This window comes from Curtobacterium sp. MMLR14_002, from assembly GCF_001864975.1.
Classification (GTDB): Bacteria; Actinomycetota; Actinomycetes; order Actinomycetales; family Microbacteriaceae; genus Curtobacterium; species Curtobacterium flaccumfaciens.
In genome coordinates, this window is the sequence record NZ_MJGT01000002.1 from 39,103 (window position 1) to 63,913 (window position 24,811).

Consider the following 24,811-nt stretch of genomic DNA (forward strand, 5'->3'; position numbering starts at 1 on the left):
CACCAGGAAGGGAACGAGATGACTGCCGAAGCCCTCGACGTCCGGGCGGAACTCCGCGCGCTGATCGAGCACCGTTCCGCCGCGCTCGACGCGATCGCCCAGATGACCGGGATCTCCGAGTCCACGCTCTCCGCGTACCTGGACGGCCCAGGGATCGAGCACCAGGGTCTGACCGCCCTCGGGACCGGGCTGACTCCCGACGAATCGCAGCGGCTCGCCGTCCTCGCAGCGATGCTGGCCGCAGCTCCGAGCGTGCCCGACGACGACCGCGTCCGCGGCATCCTCGAGGGTCTCACGCAGGTCACCGGGCTGACGGTCGCGAACATCGCGTCGCTCACGGGGATCGCGGAGTCCGACCTCGACGCGTTCTCGAGCGATCCGACCGGGGTGAGCGATGCGGTGAAGTACGCGATCGCGACCCGGACCTCGTTCCTCGTGAACGCCGCCAACCTCGCGACACCGAGGCACTGAGCGGCACCGAGACACTGGATCCTGCTGGTGCCCCTGGACGGCACTGCAGGGACCCGGACCCCTTCGACCTGCTGGTGTGCCCCTGGAGGGACTCGAACCCCCAACCGTTTCCTTAGGACGGAACTGCTCTTCCATTGAGCTACAGAGGCTGGCCCGACCACTCTAGCGGCGGAAGCCCTGCAGGAACGCGTGCAGTTCGTCGACGAACAGGTCGGGCTGCTCGAACGGCGCGAAGTGCCCGCCGCGGTCGAGTTCGTGGTGGAACACGAGGTTCGTGGTGCGCTCGAGCCACTCCCGCGGCGCCCGCACGATGTCGCCGGGGAAGATCGAGAACCCGGACGGCACCTCGACCCGTCGTTCCAGCTGCTCCGCCGGGATCGCCGCGTTCGCGTGGTACATCCGCATCGCCGACCCGATCGTGGCGGTGGCCCAGTACTCGGTCAGCAGCGCCAGTACCTCGTCGCGCGTGTAGACCGACCACAGGTCCCCGTCACAGTCGCTCCACGCCCGGAGCTTCTCGACGATCCAGGCGGCCAGCCCGGCGGGCGAGTCGTTCAGCCCGACGGCCGCGGTCTGCGGCTTCGTCCGGTGCAGCATGGCGTACGCGCCCTCGGCGGTGCGCCACCGATCGGTCGCGGCGACGAACTCCCGCTCGGCGGCGGACAACGTCGACGGGTCGAGGCCCGGCCAGGCGAGCCCGCCGTCGATGCGGTGCACGGCGACGACCCGGTCGGGGTGGTCGAGTGCCAGGTATCGGGCGACGTGTGTGCCGATGTCGCCGCCGGACACCGCGAACCGCTCGTACCCCAGGTCCGTCATCAGCGTCGCCCACATGCCGGCCACCTGCCGGGCGTCGAGGACCTGCGGCGGTACGTCCGAGAAGCCGTACCCGGGCATGTCCGGCACGACGACGTCGTACCCGGCGTCGACCAGCATCGGCAGCACCTTGCGGTACCGCCACCCGGAGTCCGGCCAGCCGTGCGCGAGCAGGACCGGCAGGGCGTCGGGCAGCTGAGCGCGGGCGTGCTGCACGTGGATGCCGATCCCGTCGACGACGACACGGCGCGAGGGCAGCGCGGCGAGCTCGGCACGGTGCGCGTCGAAGTCGAACCCGTCGGCCCAGTACTCGACGAGCGGGCGCAGGACGTCGAGGTCCACGCCGAGCGACCAGCCGACCCCGGCGGGCGCGTCCGGCCAGCGCGTGGCACGCAGCCGAGCGCGTAGGTCGTCGATGGTCGCGTCGTCGATGTGCGGTGTCTCGCCCATGTCGGCGACGCTAGTCAGCGCCACCGACGAACAGAAGGCCACACCGACGAACGGAAGAAGCCACCGACGGAAGGCCGCAGCCGATCAGGTCAGCGGTGCGTCCCGACCGGCCTCGAACAGCACCCGGATGGCGTCCGCCCGGATCCACCGCTCGCTCAGGCAGAGCGGTCGCTCGTCGTCGCGGTCCGACGTCAGGCTCTCGATGAACCAGCCGAGCGTGACCTCGTCGAGGTCCAGGTGCCGGGCGACGTCCTCGGACACCACGTCGGCGGTCGCACGGACCCAGCGGCGGTGCGGCGTGGAACGTCCCACCTGCCGGAGCACCTCGTACAGCGAGTCACTGACCTGCAGCGCCTCGGCGAGCTCGGGCACGATCGCCGGCGGGACCCACTCCACGCCCCACGCTGCCGGCAGCCCGTCGACCAGTGAGCGCCGGGTCAGACGGTGCACGGGCGCTCCCAGCTGCAGGTCGAGGGACTCCGCGATGCGCGGTGGGACTGGGACGAGTGCGCACGACAGCGTCACGCTCGACGGCTTGCCTCCGGCCGCACGGACGGTGTGGCTCCACGACGGTGCCGCCCGCGAACCGATCAGGTAGTCGATGCGGCGTGCGACGAAGCTGCCGACGCCCTTCACCCGGCGGATGCGGTTGCGCCGCTGCAGGTGCTGCAGCGCCGCCCGGGCGGCGGACCGCCCGACGCCGAACCGCGCCGCCAGCTCCGCCTCGCTGGCCACCCGCGAGCCGATCGGCAGATCGGCCAACTCGCCCTCCAGGGCGGCGGCGATGTCGAGGTATCGGGTCTCCGGCACGCTCGGACTGTAGCCGGTCCCCCTGGCGGACCGCATGCCTGTCCGGACAGGCCGTGACGAGCCTCCCGGCGTCGTTCACCTGGCGGACACCTGCGCACCGCCTGCCCGCCACGGCGCACTCCGACGCTGGTCGGACCGCGCCGGTCCCGGCGTGACGGCACGTACCCAGGAGTCCCATGATCTCGCTCGTCTGCCTCGACATGGCAGGAACCACCGTCGACGACGGCGGCGTCGTCCTCGACGCCTTCCGCACCGCGCTCACCGACGTCGGCCTCGAGCACGGGAGCGCCGAGCACGACCGCGCCGTGCAGTACGCCGTCGACACCATGGGCCAGTCGAAGATCGCCGTGTTCACCGCGCTGTTCGACGGTGACGGTGTCCGCGCCGAGGCTGCGAACACCGCCTTCGAGCGCGCCTACGCACGAACCCTCGACCGCGGCGTGCGGCCGGTGGACGGCGCCGTCGAGACGCTCGTCGCACTCCGCGCAGCGGGGCGACGGATCGCGCTGACCACCGGGTTCTCGCCCGCGACGCGCGACGCGGTGCTCGACCTGCTCGGCTGGCGGCCGCTGATCGACCTCGCGCTCTCCCCCGCCGACGCCGGCCGGGGGCGCCCGTACCCGGACATGGTGCTCGCCGCGGTGCTCCGGACCAGCACCGACGACGTCCGTGACGTGGCGGTCGTCGGGGACACCGTCGCCGACCTGCTCACGGGACACCGCGCCGGCGCCTCCGTCGTGGCGGGCGTGCGGACCGGGACGCACCAGGACGCGGACTTCGCGACCGTCCAGCACACCCACGTCCTCGACTCGGTCACCGAGGTGCCGTCGGTGCTCGCCGAGGTCGAGGACGCCGCCCGGGTCCTGGCGTGACGCCGGTGCGCGCCGACGCCCGGTACGCCGTGTGGCACGGCGTCGGCGCCCCGGTCACCGTCGAGTCGCTACCGTCGACGACGCTGCCGGACGGCGGTGTGCTCGTCGAGGTCGAGCTGGCCACCGTGTGCGGCAGCGACCTGCACACCGCGCTCGGCCACCGTCCGGGTCCGACGCCGAGTGTCCTCGGCCACGAACAGGTCGGCCGCGTCGTCGCGGTCGACGCCGTGCCGCCGACCACGGTCGAGGGGCAGCCGGTCCGGGTCGGCGACCGCGTCGTGTGGTCGGTGGCCGCGTCGTGCGGCGACTGCGACCGGTGCGCGTCGGGCATCCCGCAGAAGTGCCGCTCCCTGCGGAAGTACGGCCACGAGGCCGTCACCGCGGACTGGACGCTGAACGGCGGCTTCGCCACGCACTGTGTCCTGCTCCCCGGCACGGCGATCGCGGTCGTCCCCGCGCACGTGCCGGCGGCCGTCGCCGCGCCTGCCGCCTGCGCCACGGCGACCGTGGCCGCGGCACTCGACGCCGCGCAGCGACCGCTCGACGGCGCGCGGGTCCTGGTCACCGGTGCCGGCATGCTCGGGATCACCGCCGTCGCGATGGCCGTCGACGCGGGTGCCACGGTGACCGTCTCCGACCCGAACGCCGGCCGACGTGCCCGGGCGGTCTGCTTCGGCGCGGCGCGGGCCGCTGCCCCGGGTGACGCGATCGGGTCCTTCGACGTCGCGGTCGAGCTGTCCGGCCACCCCGACGCGGTCGAGGCGGCGGTGGACTCCCTCGACGTCGACGGTGTCGCCGTGCTCGTCGGAGCGGTCTCGACCAGCCGTCCGGTGACCATCGACCCGGAGCAGATCGTGCGGCGGCTGAACCGGATCGTCGGGGTCCACAACTACGCGCCCCGGCACCTCGCGACCGCGGTGGCCTTCCTCGCGCGCAGCGAGCTGCCCTTCGCGGACCTGGTCGAGCGGCCGGTCGGCCTCGACGCGGTCGGGCACGCCGTCACGACACCGCCGTCGGACGGGTTCCTGCGCCGCGGGGTCGCCCCCGCGGTCGCCGTGGTGTGATGGCTGCGTGACGACCTTCACCGCTGCCCGTGTCCACCGGGGCGACGGCGGGACGCCGGGCTCGTCCTTCGGCGTGCGCGACGGCGTGGTCGTCGACGTGTCGGACGGACCGGTGGTCGACCTCGGCGACGTCGACGTCCTGCCGGGTCTGGTCGACCTGCACGCCGATTCGCTGTCCCGCTTCGAGCAGCCGCGCCCCGGTGTGCCGGTCCCGCTCGCGCACGCGCTCGAGTCCTTCGCGGCCGACGCCCTGCTCGCCGGAGTGACGACCGCGCTGCTGTGCTGCTCGGTGGAGCACGCGACGGCTCCGGCGCGCAGCGCCGAGCACGCCGCCGCCGTCCTCGATGCGGTCGCCGCGTCCGACCTGCCGGTCGACGTCCGCGTGCACCTGCGCGTCGACGTCACCCACGACGACGCCGTGGCGGCGGCCGGGAGGCTCGTGGCGGCCCATCCGGATCGGGTCGCCCTGGTCTCGTACATGGACCACACCCCCGGCCGCGGCCAGTACTCGACCGTCGCCGCGTGGAGACGGGCCTACCGCGCGCTCGACCGCGCCGATGACGAGGAGCTCGACGCCCGCCTGGCGGCGTTCCACGCCGGCAGCGAGGGCATCAGCCGACGACGAGCGGCCGTCGCCGTGCTCGCGGACCGGGCCGGTGTGGTCGTCGCAGCACACGACGACGAGACACCCGAGGCCGTCCTCGAGGCCCGGCGGCTCGGCGCCCGGATCTCGGAGTTCCCGGTCACCGAGCGCGCTGCGGCCGCGGCGATCGACGCCGGGCTCGGGGTCGTCGTCGGTGCGCCGAACCTGTGGCGGGGCGGGTCGCACGGCTCCGGGCTGTCCGCTCGCGCGGCGATCGCGGCCGGTCGGGCCGACGTGGTGGCGTCGGACTACCAGCTCGGGTCGCTGCTGCCGGGGCTGCGAGTGGCCGCCACCGCCGGGGTCGCACCGTTCGCCGAGCTCGTCGCGACGGTCACCCGGAACCCCGCGGAACACGTCGGGCTTCCGGACCGGGGGCTCCTCGCACCGGGTCGCCGTGCGGACTTCGTCGCCGTGCGCGAGGACCGTGTGGTTGGTGTCTGGCGCGCTGGCCGGCAGCGGCTGTTCCGCGCCTGACGGTCTCCCCCGCCGAAGACCACCGGGGTCAGCCGAGAACCGCCGGGGTCAGCCGAGGACCGTCGGCGCGATGCCGAGGCCGGTCGTCATGCCGATGCCCGTGGTGACCGTCACGACGTCGACGCCCGGGACCGGCTGGTCGATGAGGAACTCCCGCCCAGGGGCCGAGGCGTAGACGCCCTGCCACCGGTCGACCACGGAGACCGGCGCACCGAACAGCCGCTCGGTCTCGGTGACGAGCAGCCGGAAGCCGTCCTCGTCCTGGAACGGTGGCGCATCGACCTCGCGCTCGTGTGTGTCCCCGACGATGACGCTGCCGTCCGGCGGTGACGTGTACATCTGGTTGAGGTCCCAGCGGATCCCCTCGGGCAGGTCGGCGGCGAGCCGGTCCCGCAGGGCACCCGCTCCGGGCATCGCGGCGAACCCCGAGTAGCGGAGCAGCGACCACCCGGTCAACAGCGGTGTGGCGAGCGGGAAGGCGAGCGGGATCGTCGCACGCAGCATGTGGAGCCGGCAGCGGACCAGACCGATCGACTCGGCGAGCTCCGGGAAGAGCTGGTCGAGGTCGTGGTTGGTGCAGACGACGATCCGGGTCCCCTCCACGATGCCGCGACCGGTGCGGACGGCGCCGGTGGTGACCTCGAGCGCAGGGGTCCGCCAGTGGAAGGTGACCCCCTGCCCGGCGAGCCAGCGCGCGATCGCGGGTGCCGCCTCCCGGGGGTCGACCTGCAGGTCGTGCGCGAGGTGCGCGCCGCCGAGGGCCGTAACGGGATCGACCGGCACCGCCGCTGTGATCTCGGCCGCGTCGGCCAGCCGCAGGTCCGCGCCGGAGTCGCGGTACTCCTCGAGCACCGCCAGCTCCTCGGGGCGACGGGCGACGACGTGGGCACCCCGTTCGCGCGCCGTGAACCCGGCGAGCTGCGCGAGTGCGAGCCAGCGGCGGCGTGCCTCCTGCGCGTAGCCGGCTGCTTCGCCGGTCTGCGGGGTGACGCAGGCGTGCCCGAAGTTCCGGACACTCGCACCGACGACCGCTGCCGCACGGTCGACCACCGCGACCCGGGCGCCCTGCCGGAGTGCCTCGTAGGCCATGCCGAGCCCGACGATGCCCGCGCCGACCACGACGACGTCGTACCGTTCCGACGCGCTCACCGGAACACCCGCCGCAGCCACATGGCCAGGCCCTCGGTGACGAGCACCGTGACCAGGATGAGCAGGACGATCGCGGTGACCGACGCGTAGTTCGACCCCTGCGCCGCGTTGAGGAGGTAGTAGCCGATGCCGCCGCCTCCGACGATGCCGAGGATCGTCGCCGCACGGATGTTCGTGTCGAGCAGGTAGAAGGAGTGCCCGAGCATCGCGCGGAACCCCTGCGGCACCGTCGCCGAGGCGTAGCGCTGCAGGCGCCCCGCGCCGGTGGCGGTGACGGCGCGCTCGGGCCCGGGAGCGACCTCTTCGAGCGAGTCCGCGATCAGCTTGCCGAGGAGCCCGATGCCACCGAAGGCCAGGGCGAGGGTGCCCGCCTGCGCACCGAGCCCCGTCACGACGATGAGCACGACCGCGAGGATGGTCTCCGGGATCCCGCGGACGACGACGAGCAGCAGCCGTGCGCCGCCCCGGACTCCGCTCCCGGGAGCGACGTTGCGGGCGGCCAGGGACCCGATGACGAGCGAGAGCAGCAGCGCGAGCACGGTCGCGGCGAGGGCGATCGCGACGGTGTCGAACATCGCGCCGAACATGATGCCGGCACCGTAGCTGCCGAAGGACGGCGGCCAGAACTGCACGGCGACGGCGGGGATCTTGCCCCACACGGTGACCAGGTCACCCCAGGCGATGTCGCAGACCACGACACTGCCGACGACGACGGACAGGGCGACCCAGCACCAGATCGCGTTCCGGACCCGGACGGGGGTCCACGGGCGGCGGAGGGTGCCCTCGACCGTCGCGGCGATGGGTCGCCGCGTGGACGGTGCGGACTCGGCTCGCTGCCGGTCCCGCCGACGCATCCACCGACGGGCAGCCGTGGCACCGATGCCGCGCCCGGCCGGGGCCACGCCGAGCATGGCGGCGCGCACCGAGCTGGAGACGATCTCCATCAGGACGCACAGGCCGAAGATGACGATCGCGTACCCGATGCCGAGTGAGTAGTCGAGCGACTTGAACGCGAAGGACATCTCGCGGCCGAGGCCGACGATGCCGACGTACCCGAGGATGACCGACCCGCGCAGGTTGATGTCGTTGCGGTGCAGGATCGTCGCGACCCACGACGGCAGCACCTGCGGGAGCACCCCGGCGGTGAACTGCTGCGCACGGCTCCCTCCGGCTGCCCGGATCGCGTTGCGCGGTCCCTCGTCGATCTGCTCGATGGCGTCGGCGAAGAGCTTCGAGATCATCCCGACGGAGTGGATGCCGATCGCCAGGATCCCGGGCAGCGGACCGATCGTGAAGACCAGGACGAACACCATCGCGAGGATGACGTCCGGCACGGCCCGGGTCAGGACGCTGACGAACCGCGCGGCAGCGACCCACCCGCGGCCCGGGCTGGTGTTCGCCGCCGCCAGGTACGCGACGGGGACGCTCAACGCGGCGGCGAGCAGGGTGCCGAGCAGGACGAGCCCGACGGTGAGCGCGGTCTGCTGCAGCAGGACCGGTGCGGCCGGGAACCGGACGGTCCCCACACGCTGGAAGAAGTGCTCGGCGTTGGACCACGACGCGATGATGTTCGGGATCGAGATGTCGACCCGGGCGACCGCGACGCACGCCAGCACGCCGAGGGCGACGAGGGTCAGCACCGCCGCCGTGCGCTCCGGCGAGACCCGGCGGCGGGGTGCCCGACGGGCCGCGTCCTCGGCGAGCGCCGCCGCGGTTCCGGGTCGGGTGTCGAGCGTCGTCACGAGGTCCGCTCCCCCGCGTCGAGTGCGTGCAGCTCGGCCTCGATGGTGGCGAACTCGTCGGTGCTCGTCGCGACCTGCCCGTAGATCTCCATGACCTCCGCCTTGCCGAGGCCGTCGGTCCTGGTGTCCAGCACGACCTCGCCGTGCCGGAGCCCGATGATCCGGTCCGCCCACGACAGGGCCAGGTCGACCTGGTGCAGGCTGCAGAGCACCGTCAGCCCACGGTCGGCAGCGATCTCGCGGATGAGGCGCATGACCTGCCCGCTGGACTCCGGGTCGAGCGAGGCGACCGGTTCGTCGGCCAGGAGCACCGTCGGGTCCTGCATGAGGGCCCGGGCGATCGCGACGCGCTGCTGCTGCCCGCCCGACAGGGTGTCGGCCCGCTGGTAGGCGCGGTCGAGCAGCCCGACGCGGTCGAGGTGCCCGAGTGCGGTGCGACGGAGGGGGCGCGGGTACGACCAGAGACCGAGCCGCGGGCCGCGGAGGGTCGCGAGCGCTCCGGTGAGCACGTTCTCGAGCACGGTGAGCGCCGGCACGAGTTCGAACTGCTGGAACACGAACCCGACGCGACTCCGCAGTTCGCGCAGACGACGCCCGGTCAGGCGGTGCACCTCGGTCCCGTCCACCCGGACGCTGCCGGACGTCGGGAGCTCGAGCGCGTCGACGTGCCGGAGCAGGGTGCTCTTGCCGGAGCCCGACAGCCCGAGCAGCACGACGACCTCGCCCTGCCCGACGCGCAGCGACACGTCGCGCAACGCCGTCGTGTCGCCGAAGCGCTTCGTCAGGCCGGTGATCTCGACGGCCGGGGTACCGGCCGGTGCGTGGTTCGTCATGGTGCTCCTCGGGCTGCCGTCTCGCGGTCGCCGGGTCAGGCCTGGCAGGTGGTCGACTTCGTCGTCTTGCAGATGTCGCGAATCAGGTCGTAGTACTCGTCGTCGACGGGCTTGGTGCCGTAGAAGACGCTGCGGAAGCCGTCGCTGTCGGCGCTGGTCACACCGGCGTCGATGATCTGGTCGATGGTGACGTCGGACAGTGCCTTCGTCAGCGTCTCCTTCTCGGCCGACGGCAGGGTGTCGGAGACGACGATCGGGGCACCGGGGACCATCGTCTTCGCGACGACGTGCACGTCGTCGTTCTTCTCGACCTCGCTGTCCTCGGCGAACCCGGCGTCGCACTCGGTGCCCGCCGCGACCTTCTGGACGCTGACGTCGTGCTTGCCGGCGAACACCGGCGTGACGTCGGTCTTCGGATCGACGCCCGCCTTGAGCAGGTTGTAGCTCGGGAACAGGTAGCCCGAGGTCGACGACGGGTCGACGAAGCAGACCTTCTTGCCGGCGAAGTCCTTGAGCGAGTCGATGTCGCTGTCCTTCGGCACGATGGCCTCGGAGTAGTACCCGGGCTTCTGGCCCTCGGCGGTGATGATGGAGGAGATCGGGGTGATCTTCGCGCCGTTGTTCTTCGCCGTGACGTAGGTGAACCCGGAGAACGACGCGACGTCGATCTTGCCCGCGACGGACGCCTCGATGAGCGCGGCGTAGTCGGTCGACTCGTGGTACTCGACCTTCTTGCCGGTCTCCTTCGCGATGTAGTCCATCAGCGGCTGGTAGTTCGTCTCGGTGTCCACGGAGTCGGGGACCACGCCGAACACGATGGTGTTCTCGTCCGCGGCGTACTGCACGGCGTCGGAGCCGCCTGCGGGGCTGCCGTCACCGGTCGCGGCGGTGGAGCCTGCGGAGCAGGAGCTGAGCGTGGCGACGAGGGCCAGGGCGCCGGCCAGCGCGACGAGCGACTTGCGTGCGGAGATGGGCATGATGACCTTTCGGGCGGTTCGGGGGGGGGGGCGGGTCCGGTGCGGACGACCGCAACTGTCGCAGCCGACCGGTGGAGCGGAGTTCCGTCCCGGTACACGCGGCGTGGACGGCAGGTGAACTCGGTTGGCACCTGTCCGGACAGGCCGCCGTCGACGCCGCCGTCGACGTCAGAGCGCGAGCAGCGCGATGCCGCCGAGCACGACCACCGCGGCACCGACCCGGGCGAGCGCACGGCCTTCGCGGAGCACCAGCACCCCGAACAGGCTGACGAGCACGACACTCACCTCGCGCATCGGTGCGACGAGCGCCACGGGGGCGATGCCGATCGCGACCAGCACGAGGATGTACGACAGCGGCGACAGCACCCCGAACGCGAGCACACGCGGCCAGTGCTGCCGCAGCACGGGCAGGACCTCGCGCCGCCGCGACCCGAGGGCCAGTCCGAAGAACACGACCTCGACGGCCGTGCACCCGACCATGAACGCGACCGGTGCGACACCGAGGTCACGGACGACGTAGGCGTCCCAGATCGTGTACGCGGCGATGGCCACCCCGGTGAGCAGACCCGCGACGAGCCCGGGGTCGATCCGCCTCCTCGGGAGCTCCGTCGATGTCGTCCCACGGTCGGCGAGCCCGACGGCGACCACACCGACGAGCACCAGGAGCCCGCCGACCAGGGCGACCCAGTGCGGGCGCTCACCCAGGAGCACGATCGCCAGGACGACGCTGATCGTCGGTCCGGTGCCCCGCGCCGTGGCGTACACCGTCGACAGCCGCCCGACCCGGTACCCCCGCTGCAGCACCAGCATGTACAGGACGTGCAGCACCCCGGACGCGGCCACGCCGAGCACGAACCCGCCGGGGTCCGCGTCGCCGAGGCCCCCGGTGAACGGGACCACACCGATCCAGACCACCACGCTCGACACGGCACCGAGCCACAGGAACGGCATCCCGATCCGGCTCACCCCGTGGGCGATGACGTTCCACCCCGCGTGGGCGACTGCGGCGGACAGGACGAGGAGGACGGCGAGCGGTGTCACGGCAGGACCTTCTGCCCGGCGCGCGGCGCGACGGGCGAGGTCCTCCAGGCTTTTGTCCGTTCAGATGACGGCCCGCGTTCGGTGGCGGACCGTGGCGCCGCTCGGACCAGTCGGACGGGGAGTCCCGGAACCCTAGGCGCTGTCGACCGGGACGCTAACACCGCCGAGGCGGCCGCCGCCAACCTGTCCGGACAGGCACTGACCCGAGTTCATGCGCCGTTCGGCGGACGTTCCCCGGCGTCGTCGGGTCGTGTCCGGTCCGAAGGTGGCAGGCGAGCGGACGGGAGGCCCGTGGCGGGCCCGCCACGGGCCTCCCGTCGGTCGCTGGGCACGCTCACGCGCGAGACGGCCGCCCTACGCGGTCTGCCGAGCGCCGTTCCGCACCCGGGTGACCTCCTGTCGGGTGAACGCGATGTGGTCCGGGTCGTCGACATGCGGGAGCGCTTCGGCGAGGTCGTGGATCGCGGTCAGCAGCACGCGGCGTCGTCGGCGCTCCTGCCGGGATCCGGCCGCCTTGACGTACCGCCGTCGCGCCTTCCGACTGCCGACGACGGCCTCGAGTTCGTCCGTCGAGAGCAGCCCCGCCGCCACCTCGGGCGCGAGCACCGTGCGGAGGTCCTCCTGCTCGGGGCGGACGGCGAACCGGAAGACCCGGAACACCACGAACACGACGATCACGGTCAGGATCGCGATGAACACCAGGTTGAAGGCCTGCAAGGGGCCGACGAGTGCGCCGAGGTCGTCCCAGAGGCCGTGCATGGCCATCGCGAGGATCATCAGCCCGACACCCAGCCCGACTCGTCGGCGCTGGACGGGACTGCCGGCGAGCAGGAACAGCCCCGTCGCGAAGATCGCGGAGTACGCGATGTGCCCGGCGACCCCGGTCGCCATCCGCACCACGAGGGTCTCCGCCCCCGCGAGGAACGGGTGCGCGCCGAAGTTCGCGCCGGAGGTCTGCGCGACGTAGAGCACGTCCTCGACGACCTGGAACCCGAGCCCGAGGAATGCGCCGAGGATGAACGCGTCGAACGTGGTCCGGACGATCCGCGGTGCCAGGGTGATCAGGAGCACCAGACCGATGCCCTTCGACACCTCTTCGGTGAAGGGCGCGGTGAGCCCGGCTGCCCAGTCGGCGGCCCAGCGTTGCCCGAAGGTCTTGCCGTACAGACCGAGGATCGCGTCGTTGGCGTAGATCGCCATGAAGAACGTCGCCGCGGTGGCACCCCACAGGAACGCGTGGACCACGAGGCTGATCGGCAGGGTCGAGTACCGGTCCATCGCACGGGTCGCCCACCAGAACAGGGCCGCGTACAGGACCAGGACCAGGCTGTTGGTCGTGACCGCCGAGGCGAACGGCGCAGCCGCGGACTGCAGGATCGTGACCGCGTTCCAGAGGCCGGCGATCACCAGCCCCCAGAACACCCAGAACGCGGCGTTCCGCGGCTGGAAGAGTTCCATCCGCAGGCCCCATCCGGACCGTTCGAAGACCGCCGTTCGCGCTTGCTCCAGCTCGGTCGGCACCGACGAGGCCGTGACCGTCCCCGTGGTGCGCTCGGGATCCCGTCGGAACAGGTTCAGCCTCATGATCCGGCTCCTTCGACGGTGATCGACGACAGGGTCTGTCCGATCAAGGTGGCCGTCCTCGACGGTGTGCTGTTCGGTGTGCTGATGACGACTTCGACACCGACGCCGTCCGCGACGAACGCGGCGATGGCGCCGTCGTTCCGGACGTCACGGAACTCGCTGATCACCCCGCGCACTCCGGACGCCGTCGTGACCGGGGTCACCGTCGATCGGAGGGCCTGGGTACCGGTGGCCGCGTTGGTGGACTCGATCTGCCGCAGCAGTGCGCGCGGCGTGCCCTCGAAGGTGCCGGTCCGGAGCGTGATCGACGTCGTGCCGTCGAACACGGTCGCGGATGCCGGGTAGGTGCCGCCGGCTTCGGCGTCACCGGTGAGGACACCGTCACTGATGCCCCACCCGGCTGGCGGCGTGAACTCGACGTCCTCCTTCAGCGACATCGTGCTCCCCGCCGGGACCGTCTCGGTGAACGGCACCTGGTCGTTCAGCCACGGCACGCCCCAGTGCATGATCGCGGCGGTCGCCAGCACGATCACCGCTGGCAGGACCGTCCGTCGGTCCAGCCCCCACCACCGTCGGTCGGCGGGAACCCACCGGCGTCGACGCCGGGTGGTGTCCACCCGGAGCGTCATGCGACATCCGCCGATCCGGGCTTCGCTGCCCGGACGATCGGGACGGCGAGCATCCACCACCGACGACGTTCCGTGAACGGTGACGGCGCGGTCCACGCCTCGGCTGTCCAACCAACCTGCCGGGTGAGGAGCAGGCCGACCCAGATCGCTCGCCGGATCGTCCGGGTGCTGCGGATGTCGGTCACGGGTCCTGCTCTCGAGTCGGTGGGACTGCGGACGGTCCTCCGTCAGCACCGGAGGACCAGGACGACACCGGCCAGAGCATGACGCCCCCTCAGGTCTCAGGGGAAGTATGCCCGGATGCCGCGTTCTCCGGCCAGAACAGGTGCGGCCGGGCGTGGCGGGCTCAGTCGCGGTCGTTGCCCTGCGGCTTCGGCAGGTACGGCTGGATCGCCGCCGCGAGGGCTGCCGGCGTCATCGACTGCAGCCAGATCCGACCCGGACCGTGCACCTCGGCGAGGAACATCGAGTCACCGAACACCTTGTTCTTGATGCCCTTCACCGTGGCGAACTCGACCGACATGCCCGCGCGGAACATCGCCAGGTGCCCCGGGTGGACCAGCAGCGACTCCCCCGCGGCGAGCTCGACCTCGGTCAGTTCACCGGCGAGCTGCACCCAGGCCGTCCCCGAGCCCGAGAGCGCCTGGAACACCACGCCCGTGCCACCGAAGATCCCGGCTCCCAGACGCTTCTGGAACCCGACGGAAACGTCCACGTCGGCGGTGCTCGCCATCTACGAACCCGACTGCACCAGGAACTGGTCCGCCGGGTCCACCGTGATCTCGCGGATCGTGCCCGGGAGGCTCGCGGCGAAGGTGACCCGCCCGCCCGCGGCCGACGCCGTGTACTCGGTGAGGAACAGCTGCCCGCCGCCGAGCGCTCGCTTGAGGCCCCCGAGGAACCCGCCGCTGCCGCCGTGCGCGGTCGAGGTGTCCATGCCGAACCCGGGGGTCAGCCAGGCGACGTCACCGCCCTCGGCCACGATGCGTTCCCCCGCGTCGAGCGCGAGCGTCAGGACGGGCATGGTCGTTCCGGAGATCTCGCTGCGCATCGTTGCTCTTCCCTCGTGCCGCCGGACCGTCGGTCGGGGTCCCGACCGACGCCGGTGGCGTCGAGCCCAGGATGGCGGACGCGGCGCGACCTGCCAAGGGCGGGTCGGGCACTGATCGCGCCGGGCGGCGGACTGGAGGCCCGTGGCGGTGCCGCCACGGGCCTCCAGTCCGTCTCGTGGTGCGCAGACGGCCGCTACGCGGCCACGAGGTACTCGTCCCACTCCGCCTGCGGGCGCTCGATGCCGCGCACGACCCACGAGGACCCGTGCGGCACCTTCGGCGGGAACCGGAGGCGCCACCCCATCTCCTGCGGGGTGCGGTCGCCCTTGGTGTTGTTGCAGGCCAGGCAGCAGGCGACGAGGTTCTCCCACGAGTCCTGCCCCCCGCGCGACCGTGGCTGCACGTGGTCGATGGTGGTGGCGTGCCGGCCGCAGTAGGCACAGTGGTTGCCGTCCCGACGCAGCACACCGCGACGGGACACCGGCACGAGCCTGGAGTGCGGGATGCGCACGTAGCGGGTGAGGATGATGACGGACGGACGGTCGTAGCTCGACGTCGACCCAGTGACCGGGTGTTCGACGTCGGCGGCGACGATGGCGGCCTTCTGGTTCATGACCAGCACGAGGGCTCGTCGGAACGAGATCACCGCGAGGGGCTCGTAACCGGCGTTGAGGACGAGAGTGCGCATGGGTTCCCTTCCGACGTGCCTGGACGGCTTCCAGGCGCTGCGGGTGCGTCGGACCGACGAGGCGAACGGGTGAGGACGACCTGTTCACACCCCTGGAACCACGAAGAGCACCACCCGGATGGGCAGTGCTCTCGTCATGCAGGGGCGTGCTCGTGCACGCAGGCTGTGCTCGACCATATGTCGACACGCGCGCGCCGACCCATGGTGCGGGTCGTGCGGAACATCGACATGAGGGTCTCCTGTTCGCGCCGGTGCGGACCGGTGCAGCGTCAGGTTAACCCAGAAACCGGCCCGGCACGAGGGTGCGCGGGCCGGTTCCGGTGAAGTTCACACGCCGGAGGGGCAGTGGTCGCTAGATGCCGAAACGGACGATGTGGTAGTCGCTGGTCCAGATCGGGCGGATCTGCACGGTGCCACCGGGCTTCGGGGCGTCCATGATCATGCCGTTCCCCATGTAGAAGCCGTCGTGCGCCTCGTTGTTGAAGATGACGACGTCACCGGGCTGCGCCTCGGACTCGGGGATCGTCGTGCCGGCCTGGTCCTGCAGCGGCACGGAGTGCGCGAGGTTGATGCCGTACTGGGCGTACACGAACATGATGAAGCCCGAGCAGTCGAAGCCCGACGGGTCCGCGCCACCGAAGACGTACGGGGTGCCGATGTACTGCTTGCCCGTGGCGACCACGGCCGGCAGCGAGAACGGGGTGTCGGCGGCGGACGAGCTGGCCGCGTACTCGGCGGCGGTGGGCCCGGTGTACGAGGAGTACTGCTTCGCGGTCGCAGCGCGGGCGGTCTGGGTCTGCTCGGCCCGCTCGGCGGCTTCCTTCGCTGCGGCGGCCTGGTCGGCGGCGGCCTGCTTCGCGGCCTTCTCGGCGTCGAGCGTCGCGGTGGACGTCGCGCCGAAGCCGTCACGGCTCGTGTCGGCGAGCGCCACGGCGTCGGAGACCGACAGCTCCTGGCTCTGCGTGGCCCGCACCTGACGCTGAGCGTCGGCGACGGCGGTCGAGTTGCTCGAGGTCGTCGCAGCGAAGGCCGGGGCGACCGCGACCGTGCCGAACATGCCGGCGGCCACGGTGAGGACGACCGGTGCGAGGAACTTGCGCTTGCGCGACGAGGAGCTGGCCTTCGCGGTGCTCGCGGCTGCCGCGGCCTGCGCGGCACGACGACCACCGGGCAGCGGGGCGGAGCGCACCGGCACGACCTTGCGGACCGGGCGGCCCTCGGTCTCGCGCACGGCCCGCCGGGTGAGCGGGGCGGTGGTGGCGTTCTCGGTGTTCGTCGGGTTCGCGGGCGTCTGGTCGTCCGCGGCGGTACCGGTCTGCGTCAAGAGGTGTGTCTCCAACGTCTCGTCATCACGCCGCCGTGGGTGTCCGGCGGTGTGCAACCCCATCCGTTCGTCATCGTTTCCGATCGAGGCAGGAGACGGGTTCGAGACGTCCTGCCACGGGTCTCCGGCTCAGGGGCAGCGCGGCGACTCGGACGAGTGTACGGAAGCGTCGTTACCGAGTCGAGACCAAACGCCCCGCAGGTAACGAAACGGTAAAGACTCTCAGGAACGACCAGGAACGGTCAGCCGCGTTCGATGTAGACGTGCTGCGCGACCTCGATCGGCAGCTCGATGCCCGAGTCCTCACCCTCGACGCGGACCGCGACGTAGGCGCCAGCGCGCTGCACGCTCGCCACGCGCCCGGGCATGACGCCGGCGGTGCGGAGCTGGTGCAGGAGTTCCGGCTCGAACTGCACGGGCTCGCCCAGGCGACGGACGACCCCGGTCGTGACGGCATCGGTGCCCTCGGTCGCGGCGACGATGTTCTGGACGCCGTCGAGGAACCCGGCGGCCGCTGGGCCACCGATCTCGGCGAGCCCGGGAATGGGGTTGCCGTACGGCGACTCCGTCGGGTTGCCGAGCATCTCGAGCAGGCGGACCTCGACCTGCTCGCTCATGACGTGCTCCCACCGGCAGGCCTCGTCGTGCACGAAGGCCCAGTCGAGTCCGATGACGTCGGCCAGCAGGCGTTCGGCCAGACGGTGCTTGCGCATCACGTGCGTGGCGCGGGAACGGCCCTCGTCGGTGAGCTCCAGGTGCCGGTCGCCGGAGACGACGACCAGGCCGTCGCGCTCCATGCGGGCGATGGTCTGCGAGACCGTCGGGCCCGAGTGTCCGAGGCGCTCGGAGATGCGCGCGCGCAGCGGCACGATCGCCTCTTCCTCGAGGTCGAGGATGGTGCGAAGGTACATCTCCGTGGTGTCGACGAGATCGGTCACGGTCCGCCTCTCATGTCTGGGCCCAGCGCCGACCACACTACTTGTTCGGACCGACGAACACCGACCGGCGCCCGGGTGCACGTGAGAAAGGGTCATCCGACGCGGTGGACAGGTGGGCCGAACCCTCCCCGTCCGGCCGGTACACGGGCTCGGGCAGGCGGATCGTCGTCGGTAGGATCGGTGCATGGCAGACATCGTCATCCCGGCCGAACTCCTCCCCACCGACGGTCGCTTCGGCTGTGGTCCGTCGAAGATCCGCGGCGCCCAGCTCGAGTCCCTCGTGACGCGCGGCGCCACGATCCTCGGCACCTCGCACCGCCAGAAGCCCGTGAAGGACCTGGTCGGCAGCGTCCGCTCCGGCCTCGCCGACCTGTTCCAGATCCCCGAGGGCTACGAGGTCGTCCTCGGCAACGGCGGCTCGACCGCGTTCTGGGACGCCGCCGCCTTCGGCCTCATCGAGCGCCGTGCCGAGAACCTGTCCTTCGGCGAGTTCGGGTCGAAGTTCGCCAAGGCCGCAGCGGCCCCGTGGCTCGAGGCTCCGCACGTCGTCGAGGCGCCGGGTGGCTCCCTCGCCGCACTCGAGCCGGTGGAGGGCGTGGACGTCTACGCCTACCCGCACAACGAGACGTCGACAGGCGTCATGGCCCCGGTCGTCCGCGCGACCGGTGACGCCGGCGCCCTCACCGTCGTCGACGCGACCAGCGCCGCCGGTGGTGCCCTGTTCGACGTCAGCGCCACCGACGTCTACTACTTCGCCCCGCAGAAGAACTTCGCCTCGGACGGCGGGCTCTGGCTCGCGCTGCTCTCCCCCGCCGCGATCGAGCGGATCGAGCGCATCGCCGCCTCCGACCGGTACATCCCGGAGTTCCTGTCGCTCAAGAACGCCGTCGACAACTCGCGCCTGAACCAGACCCTGAACACCCCGGCGATCTCCACGCTGCTGCTCCTCGACGAGCAGGTGCGGTGGATGAACGAGTCCGGCGGCCTGGCGTGGGCGGACCTCCGGACGAAGACCTCGTCGTCGACGATCTACGACTGGGCCGAGGCCAGCGACTCCGCTACCCCGTTCGTCTCCGACCCCGCCGCTCGGTCCCAGGTCGTCGCCACGATCGACCTCGACGACTCGATCGACGCCAAGGCCGTGGCCGCGACCCTGCGCGCGAACGGCATCGTCGACACCGAGCCGTACCGGAAGCTCGGCCGCAACCAGCTGCGCGTCGCGACGTTCACCGCGATCGACCCGGACGACGTCGCGAAGCTCGTGCGCGCGATCGACTTCACGATCGACGCCCTGCGCTGACGTCGGGGACACCCGCCGGAACGAGGACGGGCCCGGCACCACCCGATCGGTGGTGCCGGGCCCGTCCGTCGGTCCGGGTGGGTCAGGCGCGGTGGAAGCCCGGGTCGGCCTCGCCGGCGTCGAGCTGGTCGACCTCGAGATCGGCGTCGGGCTCGAACGGCTGCACGCGACGGGCACGGCGACGACGGGGCGGCTGCGGGGCCTCGTCCTCGGTGTCGCTGTCGGTGTTGCTGTCGGTGTCGCTGTCGGTGTCGCTCACATCGGCGAGCGCATCGACGTCCACGCCTTCGATGTCGTCGTCGTCCGACTCGTCGAGGTCGTCCTCGTCGGCGTCGAACTCGTCGTCATCGTCGTCGTCCGACTCGTCGTCGTCCTCGTCGTCATCCGAGTCGTCGTAGTCGTCGTCCTCGTCCGAGTCCTCGTCGTCCTCGTCCGAGTCCTCGTCGTCCTCGTCCGAGTCCTCGTCGTCGTCCTCATCCGACTCGTCGTCGTAGTCCTCGTCGTCCGACGCGTCCTCGGCGCCGTCCTCGCCCTCGTGCTCCTGCGCGGCCCGGTACTCGGCCAGTCGCTCGGACCACGGCACCCACTCGGGCGCGACGAGCGAGCCGTCCCCGGGCATCAACTCGACCTCGAGCACGGTGGGTTCGTCGTCGCCGATCTTCGCAACGCTGACGGTCCACCGCCACCCGGGGTAGCCGGGCAGCCGGTTGGCGAACAGGACGGACACGACGCCGTCCCCTTCGTCCACCGTGCCGACCGGTGCGCCGACGGTCGACTCCGGGGTGACCTCGAGCAACGCCTCGCGCGCCAGGTCGGTGTAGTCAACGGACGCTACGTCGATGGACGCTGCGTCGATGGACGCTGCGTCGGGAGCCGTCTCGGCCCCTGCTGTCTCGGACTCGGTCATGGGGTCACGCCTCCAACTGGTCTGCGACGTGCCGCAGGATGGCGGCGATGCGATCGCCGTTCTTCGGGTAGCGGCCGTGACGGAGGTCTCCGCTGATCCGGTCGAGTTCCTTCACCAGGTCCTCGACGATCACGGCCATGTCGTCCGCGGAGCGACGGGTCATCCGCGACAGCGACGGCTGGGGCTCGAGCAGCCGTACGGACAACGCCTGCGACCCCTTCTTGCCCTGGACGACGCCGTACTCCAGGCGCGTGCCGGCCTTGACGGTCACGACGCCGTCGGGCAGCGAGGACGCGTGCAGGAACGCCTGGTCGCCGTCGTCTCCGGTGATGAAGCCGAAGCCCTTGTCGTCGTCGTAGAACTTGACCTTGCCGGTGGGCATGCGTGGACTCCTCGAGGTCGTGGTACGGCCGTGGTGCGTCGGATATCCTGGGTCGATGGCCAAGCCGACCCGATCAACCGGGAACCCGCAGGACTCCGCAGAACCCCCGGTGACGTTCAATCGTACCGAACGCGCTCTGGCGTTCATGATCGGTGGGATCATCATCCTCGGCCTGCTCTGCTTCGTCGCGATGATCATCATGTGGCTCACCGCTCCCAGCGCCCAGGGTGCCATGCCGTGGCCGGTGGTCATGGCGATCCCGCTCTACGGCTTCCCGATCGCCATGGTGCTGGTCTTCACGCTCCTCGGCATCACCTGGACACGTCGCGCACGAGCGAACCGGACGGCTCGCTGACGTCCGCCCCGGACGCTGGCACCGGACGATGACGACCACCGCCGACCTCGCCGCCCGACTCCGGGCGATGCCGGACGATGCCCTCGAGCGCCTCGTCGCGGCGAGGCGACTCCCGACCGCTGCACTCGCCGAGACCGGCCCGCAGCGCATCACCGACTTCTTCGACCTCGCCGAGGCGCTCCGGGGCGACGACGCCGTGGACGCCGCCGTCGAGCACCTGCCGCGCGCCACGATCCTGGCGCTGCGCGACGGCGGCGCCGTCGACGCGCTCGGCCCCGCGATCGAGCTCGGCCTCGCCGACGAGGACGGCGCCGTCGACGACGCGGTCGCCGCACGCGTGGCCGCCCACCCCGACCTCACCTCGCTCGACGAGCAGCCGGGAGGCCCGGAGCAGGTCCGCCCCGCTGCTCCCGCCCTCGACGCCGCGGCACTCGAGCGTGCGCGCACCACCGGCGCGGAGCAGGCGTTCGCGACGATGACGGTGCTCGCCGAGCTGCTGCGGGCGGTCGACGCCGGCGCGGTCCGCGAACTCGTCAAGGGCGGGATCGGCATGCCGCTCGCCCGCACCCTCGCCGAGCGCATCGGCACCGATGCCGAGCTCGTCGCCGGTCGTCTGGCGCTGCTCGACGGCATCGGGTACGCCGACCCCGACACCGGACGCTGGATCGTCACCGACGCCGGGCACGCGTGGTTGCTCGCCGGCTGGCCGGAGCGCTGGGTGTCGCTGGTGGCCGCGTGGTCGGACACGCTCCCGCCCGCCGTGCACCAGGTGCTCGAGCTGGCCGACGGGGACCTGCGCGACCTCGTGCCGCTCGGTCGGTGGGCGTACCCGGCGGGGTCCCGCTGGCTCGACGCCCTGCTGCTCGACGTCGCCGGCACCGCGGCGTCGCTCGGCCTGGCGGTCGACGGCATCGTGACGAGCACCGGTCGGGCGCTCCTCGACGGCGACGCCGAGCAGGCCGCCGACGACCTGCCGGGCACCGTCGAGCGGGTCTACCTGCAGCACGACCTCACCGTCATCGCACCGGGGCCGCTCGCGCCGGTGGACGACGACGCCCTGCGCACCGTCGCCGTGCTCGAGGCACCGGGCCTCGCGGCGCGCTACCGCATCTCCGAGGACACCCTGCGCGCGGCGTTCCGGGCCGGACACTCCCGCGACGACCTGCTGTCCCTGCTCGGACGGCTGTCGGCGACCGGGATCCCGCAGCCCCTCGCCTACCTGATCGACCAGGTGGCCGGACGCGACGGCAGCATCGTCGTCGACCGGGGGCCGGGCGGCGTCGGGACCGAGGTCCGCGGCACCGCCGACCAGCTCGACCTCGTCGGGGTGGACGCCGAGCTCCGGCAGCTCGCGTGGGAGCGGCCCGACCTGACGACGCTGACCACTCGCTACCCGCCGCACGTCGTGCACACCGCGCTCGAGGACCAGCGCTACCCGGCCGTCCTGACGACCGCAGCCCGCCCCGAGGCGCACCACGGGCCTCCCGGCCGGCGCAGCCCCACCGGACGCTCGCCGGAGCAGTCGGCGCACGCACTCGTCGAACGGCTCCGCCTGACGACGCAGCGCGGCGACGCGGAGCCGGAGCAGGAGTGGCTCGGTCGGCAGATCGACCTGGCCGTGCGCGGACGCACGCCGATCCGTGTGACCGTCCGGATGCCGGACGGCTCGGAGCGGCCGTTCTCGATCGTGCCGACCTCGGTCGCGGCCGGACGCGTCCGCGGGCGGGACACGGCCGTCGACGTCGAGCGCACCCTGCCGCTGTCACTCGTGGTGTCGGTCGAGAGCGACGCCTGAGCCGCGCGGTCACCCGCACGCAGGTGCCGACGGCTAGGCTGGCAGGTCATGAACGGACCGCTGATCGTGCAGAGCGACCGCACCGTGCTCCTCGAGGTCGCGCACCCCGACGCCGAGGACGCACGCCACGAGCTCGCGGCCTTCGCCGAGCTCGAACGCGCTCCCGAGCACGTGCACACCTACCGGATCACCCGCCTCGGACTCTGGAACGCGCGCGCCGCGGGCCACGACGCCGAGGCGATGATCGACACCCTGGAACGCTTCGCGAAGTTCCCCGTGCCGCAGAGCGTCACGGTCGACATCCGCGACACGGTCTCGCGCTACGGACGGCTCGTGATCCGTCGCGAGGAACGACCCGACGCGCCCGTGATCGCGAACTCCCCCACCGAGGAACTCGAGCGGCTGCCGCTCCTGCTCCTCACCGCCGAGGACCCGTCGGTGCTGGCCGAGGTCATCCGGTCGAAGCGCATCAAGCCGTTGCTCGGTGACATGCGGTCCTCGACCGAGGTCGAGCTGCAGCCGTGGGCGCGGGGGCAGATCAAGCAGGAGCTCGTGAAGCTCGGATGGCCGGCGGAGGACCTGGCGGGCTACACCCCGGGCCAGCCGCACCCGATCGACCTGGACACCGCCGAGTGGCACATGCGGCCGTACCAGGAGCAGGCGGTCGACACGTTCTTCGCCCAGGGCTCCGGCGTCGTCGTGCTGCCCTGTGGCGCGGGCAAGACACTCGTCGGCGCCGGTGCGATGGCGACCGTGAAGGCGACCACGCTCATCCTCGTGACGAACACCGTCTCGGCGCGGCAGTGGCGCACCGAGCTCCTCAAGCGCACGACCCTGACGCCGGAGGACATCGGCGAGTACTCGGGCAGCGTCAAGGAGATCCGGCCGGTCACGATCGCGACGTACCAGATCCTCACGGCCCGTCGGAAGGGCGAGTACACGCACCTGTCGCTCCTCGACGCCCTCGACTGGGGGCTCATCGTCTACGACGAGGTGCACCTGCTGCCCGCGCCGGTGTTCAAGCTGACCGCCGACCTGCAGGCCCGCCGACGCCTGGGCCTGACGGCGACGCTCGTGCGCGAGGACGGCCGCGAGGGCGACGTCTTCTCGCTCATCGGCCCGAAGCGGTACGACGCCCCGTGGAAGGAGATCGAGGCGCAGGGCTACATCTCGCCGGCGTCCTGCTACGAGGTCCGCATCGACCTGCCGCACCAGGACCGCCTGGAGTACGCGGCGTCGAGCGACGACGAGCGCTACCGGCTCGCCGCGACGTCCCCGGCCAAGACCCCGGTGGTGCGGGAACTCATCGAGAAGCACCGCGGCGAGCAGATCCTGGTGATCGGGCAGTACATCGACCAGCTCGACGAACTGGCAGCGTCGCTCGACGCCGCGGAGATCACGGGGGCGACCCCGGTCGACGAACGGGAGCGGCTGTACGACGCGTTCCGGTCCGGCGAGGTCGACGTGCTCGTCGTCTCGAAGGTCGCGAACTTCTCGATCGACCTGCCCGACGCGACTGTCGCCATCCAGGTCTCCGGCTCGTTCGGGTCCCGGCAGGAAGAGGCGCAGCGGCTCGGCCGGCTCCTCCGCCCGAACAAGGACGGCCTGCCCGCGTCGTTCTACACGCTCGTGGCCCGGGACACCGTCGACCAGGACTTCGCGCAGAACCGGCAGCGGTTCCTGGCGGAGCAGGGCTACTCGTACACGATCCTCGACGCCGACCAGGTCCAGACGCCCGTGGGCTGACGCACGAACCGCTCTCAGGAAACCCCGAGGGAACAGCCAGAAGATAAGACCATGAGCGATGGCCCCAAGATCCTGATCGTCGACGACGAGCCGAACATCCGCGACCTCCTGACGACCTCGTTGCGCTTCGCCGGCTTCGCCGTGCGTGCGGTGGGCAACGGAGCACAGGCGATCTCCGCCGTGCTGGAAGAAGAGCCGGACCTCATCATCCTCGACGTGATGCTGCCCGACATGAACGGCTTCGGTGTCACCAAGCGCCTGCGTTCCTCGGGCTACACCTCGCCGATCCTGTTCCTGACGGCGAAGGACGACACCGAGGACAAGATCACCGGCCTCACCGTCGGCGGCGACGACTACGTCACCAAGCCGTTCTCGCTCGACGAGATCGTCGCCCGCATCAAGGCCATCCTCCGTCGCACCATGAACGACGAGGAAGACGCGATCATCCGCGCCGGCGAGCTCACGATGGACCAGGACACGCACGAGGTCACGATCGGCGACGCCCAGATCGAGCTCTCGCCCACCGAGTTCAAGCTGCTCCGCTACCTGATGCTCAACCCGAACCGCGTGCTGTCGAAGGCGCAGATCCTCGACCACGTGTGGGAGTACGACTTCAACGGTGACGCGGGCATCGTCGAGAGCTACATCTCGTACCTGCGCCGCAAGCTCGACCAGTACTCCGCCGAGCCGATCATCCAGACCAAGCGCGGCTTCGGCTACATGCTGAAGGCGTCCAAGGCTTCGTAGGGGGCCGGGGTCCCACGGGGCT

The 24,811-nt window shown here is 71.6% G+C and carries 24 protein-coding genes, 1 tRNA gene and 1 pseudogene; 9 read left to right on the plus strand and 17 right to left on the minus strand.

The annotated features are described in order from the left end of the window. The first annotated feature begins 18 nt into the window (after positions 1 to 18). Complete coding sequence (locus BIU91_RS02245) at positions 19 to 471, plus strand: HTH domain-containing protein (RefSeq protein WP_071404048.1); 453 nt, start codon at positions 19 to 21, stop codon at positions 469 to 471. A 77-nt stretch (positions 472 to 548) separates the two neighbouring features. On the opposite strand, the gene BIU91_RS02250 is transcribed toward BIU91_RS02245, so the two are convergent. From BIU91_RS02250 to BIU91_RS02260, 3 genes are all read right to left on the minus strand, one after another. Next, positions 549 to 620, minus strand: a tRNA-Arg gene (locus BIU91_RS02250). A 13-nt stretch (positions 621 to 633) separates the two neighbouring features. Further along, positions 634 to 1,737, minus strand: coding sequence for an epoxide hydrolase family protein (locus tag BIU91_RS02255; RefSeq protein ID WP_071404049.1), 1,104 nt, complete (start codon positions 1,735 to 1,737; stop codon positions 634 to 636). A gap of 84 nt (positions 1,738 to 1,821) precedes the next feature. Continuing rightward, positions 1,822 to 2,547 (minus strand): GntR family transcriptional regulator, encoded by a 726-nt coding sequence (locus tag BIU91_RS02260; protein WP_171907755.1) that lies wholly within the window; start codon positions 2,545 to 2,547, stop codon positions 1,822 to 1,824. A 176-nt stretch (positions 2,548 to 2,723) separates the two neighbouring features. Here BIU91_RS02260 and BIU91_RS02265 point away from each other — a divergent pair, with 176 nt between their 5' ends. From BIU91_RS02265 to BIU91_RS02275, 3 genes are read left to right on the plus strand one after another with little or no spacing between them, the layout of a single operon-like run. Beyond that, positions 2,724 to 3,419, plus strand: a complete 696-nt coding sequence (locus BIU91_RS02265) for an HAD family hydrolase (protein ID WP_071404051.1) — start codon at positions 2,724 to 2,726, stop codon at positions 3,417 to 3,419. After that, complete coding sequence (locus BIU91_RS02270; RefSeq protein ID WP_071404052.1) at positions 3,416 to 4,483, plus strand: alcohol dehydrogenase catalytic domain-containing protein; 1,068 nt, start codon at positions 3,416 to 3,418, stop codon at positions 4,481 to 4,483. The genes BIU91_RS02265 and BIU91_RS02270 overlap by 4 nt, the downstream gene beginning before the upstream one ends. Before the next feature lie 7 nt (positions 4,484 to 4,490). Continuing rightward, on the plus strand, positions 4,491 to 5,600 hold the full coding sequence (locus BIU91_RS02275; RefSeq protein ID WP_071404053.1) for an alpha-D-ribose 1-methylphosphonate 5-triphosphate diphosphatase: 1,110 nt from the start codon (positions 4,491 to 4,493) through the stop codon (positions 5,598 to 5,600). Positions 5,601 to 5,648: 48 nt separating this feature from the next. Here the strand turns inward: BIU91_RS02275 and BIU91_RS02280 are convergent, their stop codons facing one another. From BIU91_RS02280 to BIU91_RS02335, 12 genes and pseudogenes are all read right to left on the minus strand, one after another. Next, positions 5,649 to 6,749, minus strand: a complete 1,101-nt coding sequence (locus BIU91_RS02280) for a TIGR03364 family FAD-dependent oxidoreductase (protein ID WP_071404054.1) — start codon at positions 6,747 to 6,749, stop codon at positions 5,649 to 5,651. After that, positions 6,746 to 8,491, minus strand: coding sequence for an ABC transporter permease subunit (locus BIU91_RS02285; RefSeq protein ID WP_071404055.1), 1,746 nt, complete (start codon positions 8,489 to 8,491; stop codon positions 6,746 to 6,748). The genes BIU91_RS02280 and BIU91_RS02285 overlap by 4 nt, the downstream gene beginning before the upstream one ends. Further along, positions 8,488 to 9,324, minus strand: coding sequence for a phosphonate ABC transporter ATP-binding protein (phnC, locus tag BIU91_RS02290; RefSeq protein WP_071404056.1), 837 nt, complete (start codon positions 9,322 to 9,324; stop codon positions 8,488 to 8,490). The genes BIU91_RS02285 and phnC overlap by 4 nt, the downstream gene beginning before the upstream one ends. Before the next feature lie 35 nt (positions 9,325 to 9,359). After that, on the minus strand, positions 9,360 to 10,301 hold the full coding sequence (locus BIU91_RS02295) for a phosphate/phosphite/phosphonate ABC transporter substrate-binding protein (protein WP_071404057.1): 942 nt from the start codon (positions 10,299 to 10,301) through the stop codon (positions 9,360 to 9,362). Between the two features lie 168 nt (positions 10,302 to 10,469). Beyond that, entirely contained in the window at positions 10,470 to 11,342 is an 873-nt protein-coding gene (locus BIU91_RS02300; RefSeq protein WP_071404058.1) for an EamA family transporter, read from the minus strand. 354 nt (positions 11,343 to 11,696) lie between these two features. Beyond that, complete coding sequence (locus BIU91_RS02305) at positions 11,697 to 12,926, minus strand: PrsW family intramembrane metalloprotease (protein WP_084740446.1); 1,230 nt, start codon at positions 12,924 to 12,926, stop codon at positions 11,697 to 11,699. Continuing rightward, positions 12,923 to 13,555 (minus strand): hypothetical protein, encoded by a 633-nt coding sequence (locus BIU91_RS02310; RefSeq protein WP_071404059.1) that lies wholly within the window; start codon positions 13,553 to 13,555, stop codon positions 12,923 to 12,925. Before BIU91_RS02310 ends, BIU91_RS02305 begins: the two co-directional genes overlap by 4 nt. Further along, positions 13,552 to 13,740, minus strand: a complete 189-nt coding sequence (locus BIU91_RS02315; RefSeq protein ID WP_071404060.1) for a hypothetical protein — start codon at positions 13,738 to 13,740, stop codon at positions 13,552 to 13,554. The genes BIU91_RS02310 and BIU91_RS02315 overlap by 4 nt, the downstream gene beginning before the upstream one ends. A gap of 161 nt (positions 13,741 to 13,901) precedes the next feature. Beyond that, positions 13,902 to 14,606 (minus strand): annotated as a pseudogene (locus BIU91_RS19270) (AIM24 family protein). 194 nt (positions 14,607 to 14,800) lie between these two features. Further along, positions 14,801 to 15,295, minus strand: a complete 495-nt coding sequence (locus BIU91_RS02325) for an HNH endonuclease (protein ID WP_027466591.1) — start codon at positions 15,293 to 15,295, stop codon at positions 14,801 to 14,803. Between the two features lie 352 nt (positions 15,296 to 15,647). Further along, complete coding sequence (locus tag BIU91_RS19420) at positions 15,648 to 16,619, minus strand: C40 family peptidase (RefSeq protein ID WP_071404061.1); 972 nt, start codon at positions 16,617 to 16,619, stop codon at positions 15,648 to 15,650. A 242-nt stretch (positions 16,620 to 16,861) separates the two neighbouring features. Beyond that, entirely contained in the window at positions 16,862 to 17,557 is a 696-nt protein-coding gene (locus BIU91_RS02335) for a metal-dependent transcriptional regulator (protein WP_071404062.1), read from the minus strand. A 184-nt stretch (positions 17,558 to 17,741) separates the two neighbouring features. Here BIU91_RS02335 and serC point away from each other — a divergent pair, with 184 nt between their 5' ends. Then, positions 17,742 to 18,857 carry a phosphoserine transaminase gene (gene serC, locus BIU91_RS02340; RefSeq protein ID WP_071404063.1) on the plus strand — a complete coding sequence of 372 codons (1,116 nt, stop codon included), beginning with the start codon at positions 17,742 to 17,744 and terminating at the stop codon, positions 18,855 to 18,857. Positions 18,858 to 18,939: 82 nt separating this feature from the next. On the opposite strand, the gene BIU91_RS02345 is transcribed toward serC, so the two are convergent. Both BIU91_RS02345 and BIU91_RS02350 read right to left on the minus strand, forming a co-directional pair. After that, entirely contained in the window at positions 18,940 to 19,764 is an 825-nt protein-coding gene (locus BIU91_RS02345; RefSeq protein ID WP_071404064.1) for a DUF3027 domain-containing protein, read from the minus strand. A 4-nt stretch (positions 19,765 to 19,768) separates the two neighbouring features. Continuing rightward, entirely contained in the window at positions 19,769 to 20,146 is a 378-nt protein-coding gene (locus BIU91_RS02350; protein ID WP_071404065.1) for a cold-shock protein, read from the minus strand. A gap of 55 nt (positions 20,147 to 20,201) precedes the next feature. Between BIU91_RS02350 and BIU91_RS02355 the strand changes: the two genes are divergently transcribed. The 4 genes from BIU91_RS02355 to BIU91_RS02370 are packed head-to-tail and all read left to right on the plus strand — an operon-like array spanning position 20,202 to position 24,789. Continuing rightward, positions 20,202 to 20,501, plus strand: a complete 300-nt coding sequence (locus BIU91_RS02355; RefSeq protein ID WP_128780559.1) for a hypothetical protein — start codon at positions 20,202 to 20,204, stop codon at positions 20,499 to 20,501. 28 nt (positions 20,502 to 20,529) lie between these two features. After that, on the plus strand, positions 20,530 to 22,296 hold the full coding sequence (locus BIU91_RS02360) for a helicase-associated domain-containing protein (protein ID WP_071404067.1): 1,767 nt from the start codon (positions 20,530 to 20,532) through the stop codon (positions 22,294 to 22,296). 48 nt (positions 22,297 to 22,344) lie between these two features. Further along, complete coding sequence (locus BIU91_RS02365) at positions 22,345 to 24,042, plus strand: DNA repair helicase XPB (protein WP_027466594.1); 1,698 nt, start codon at positions 22,345 to 22,347, stop codon at positions 24,040 to 24,042. Positions 24,043 to 24,093: 51 nt separating this feature from the next. Next, positions 24,094 to 24,789, plus strand: a complete 696-nt coding sequence (locus BIU91_RS02370; protein WP_017888045.1) for a response regulator transcription factor — start codon at positions 24,094 to 24,096, stop codon at positions 24,787 to 24,789. The last annotated feature ends 22 nt before the right edge of the window (positions 24,790 to 24,811 follow it).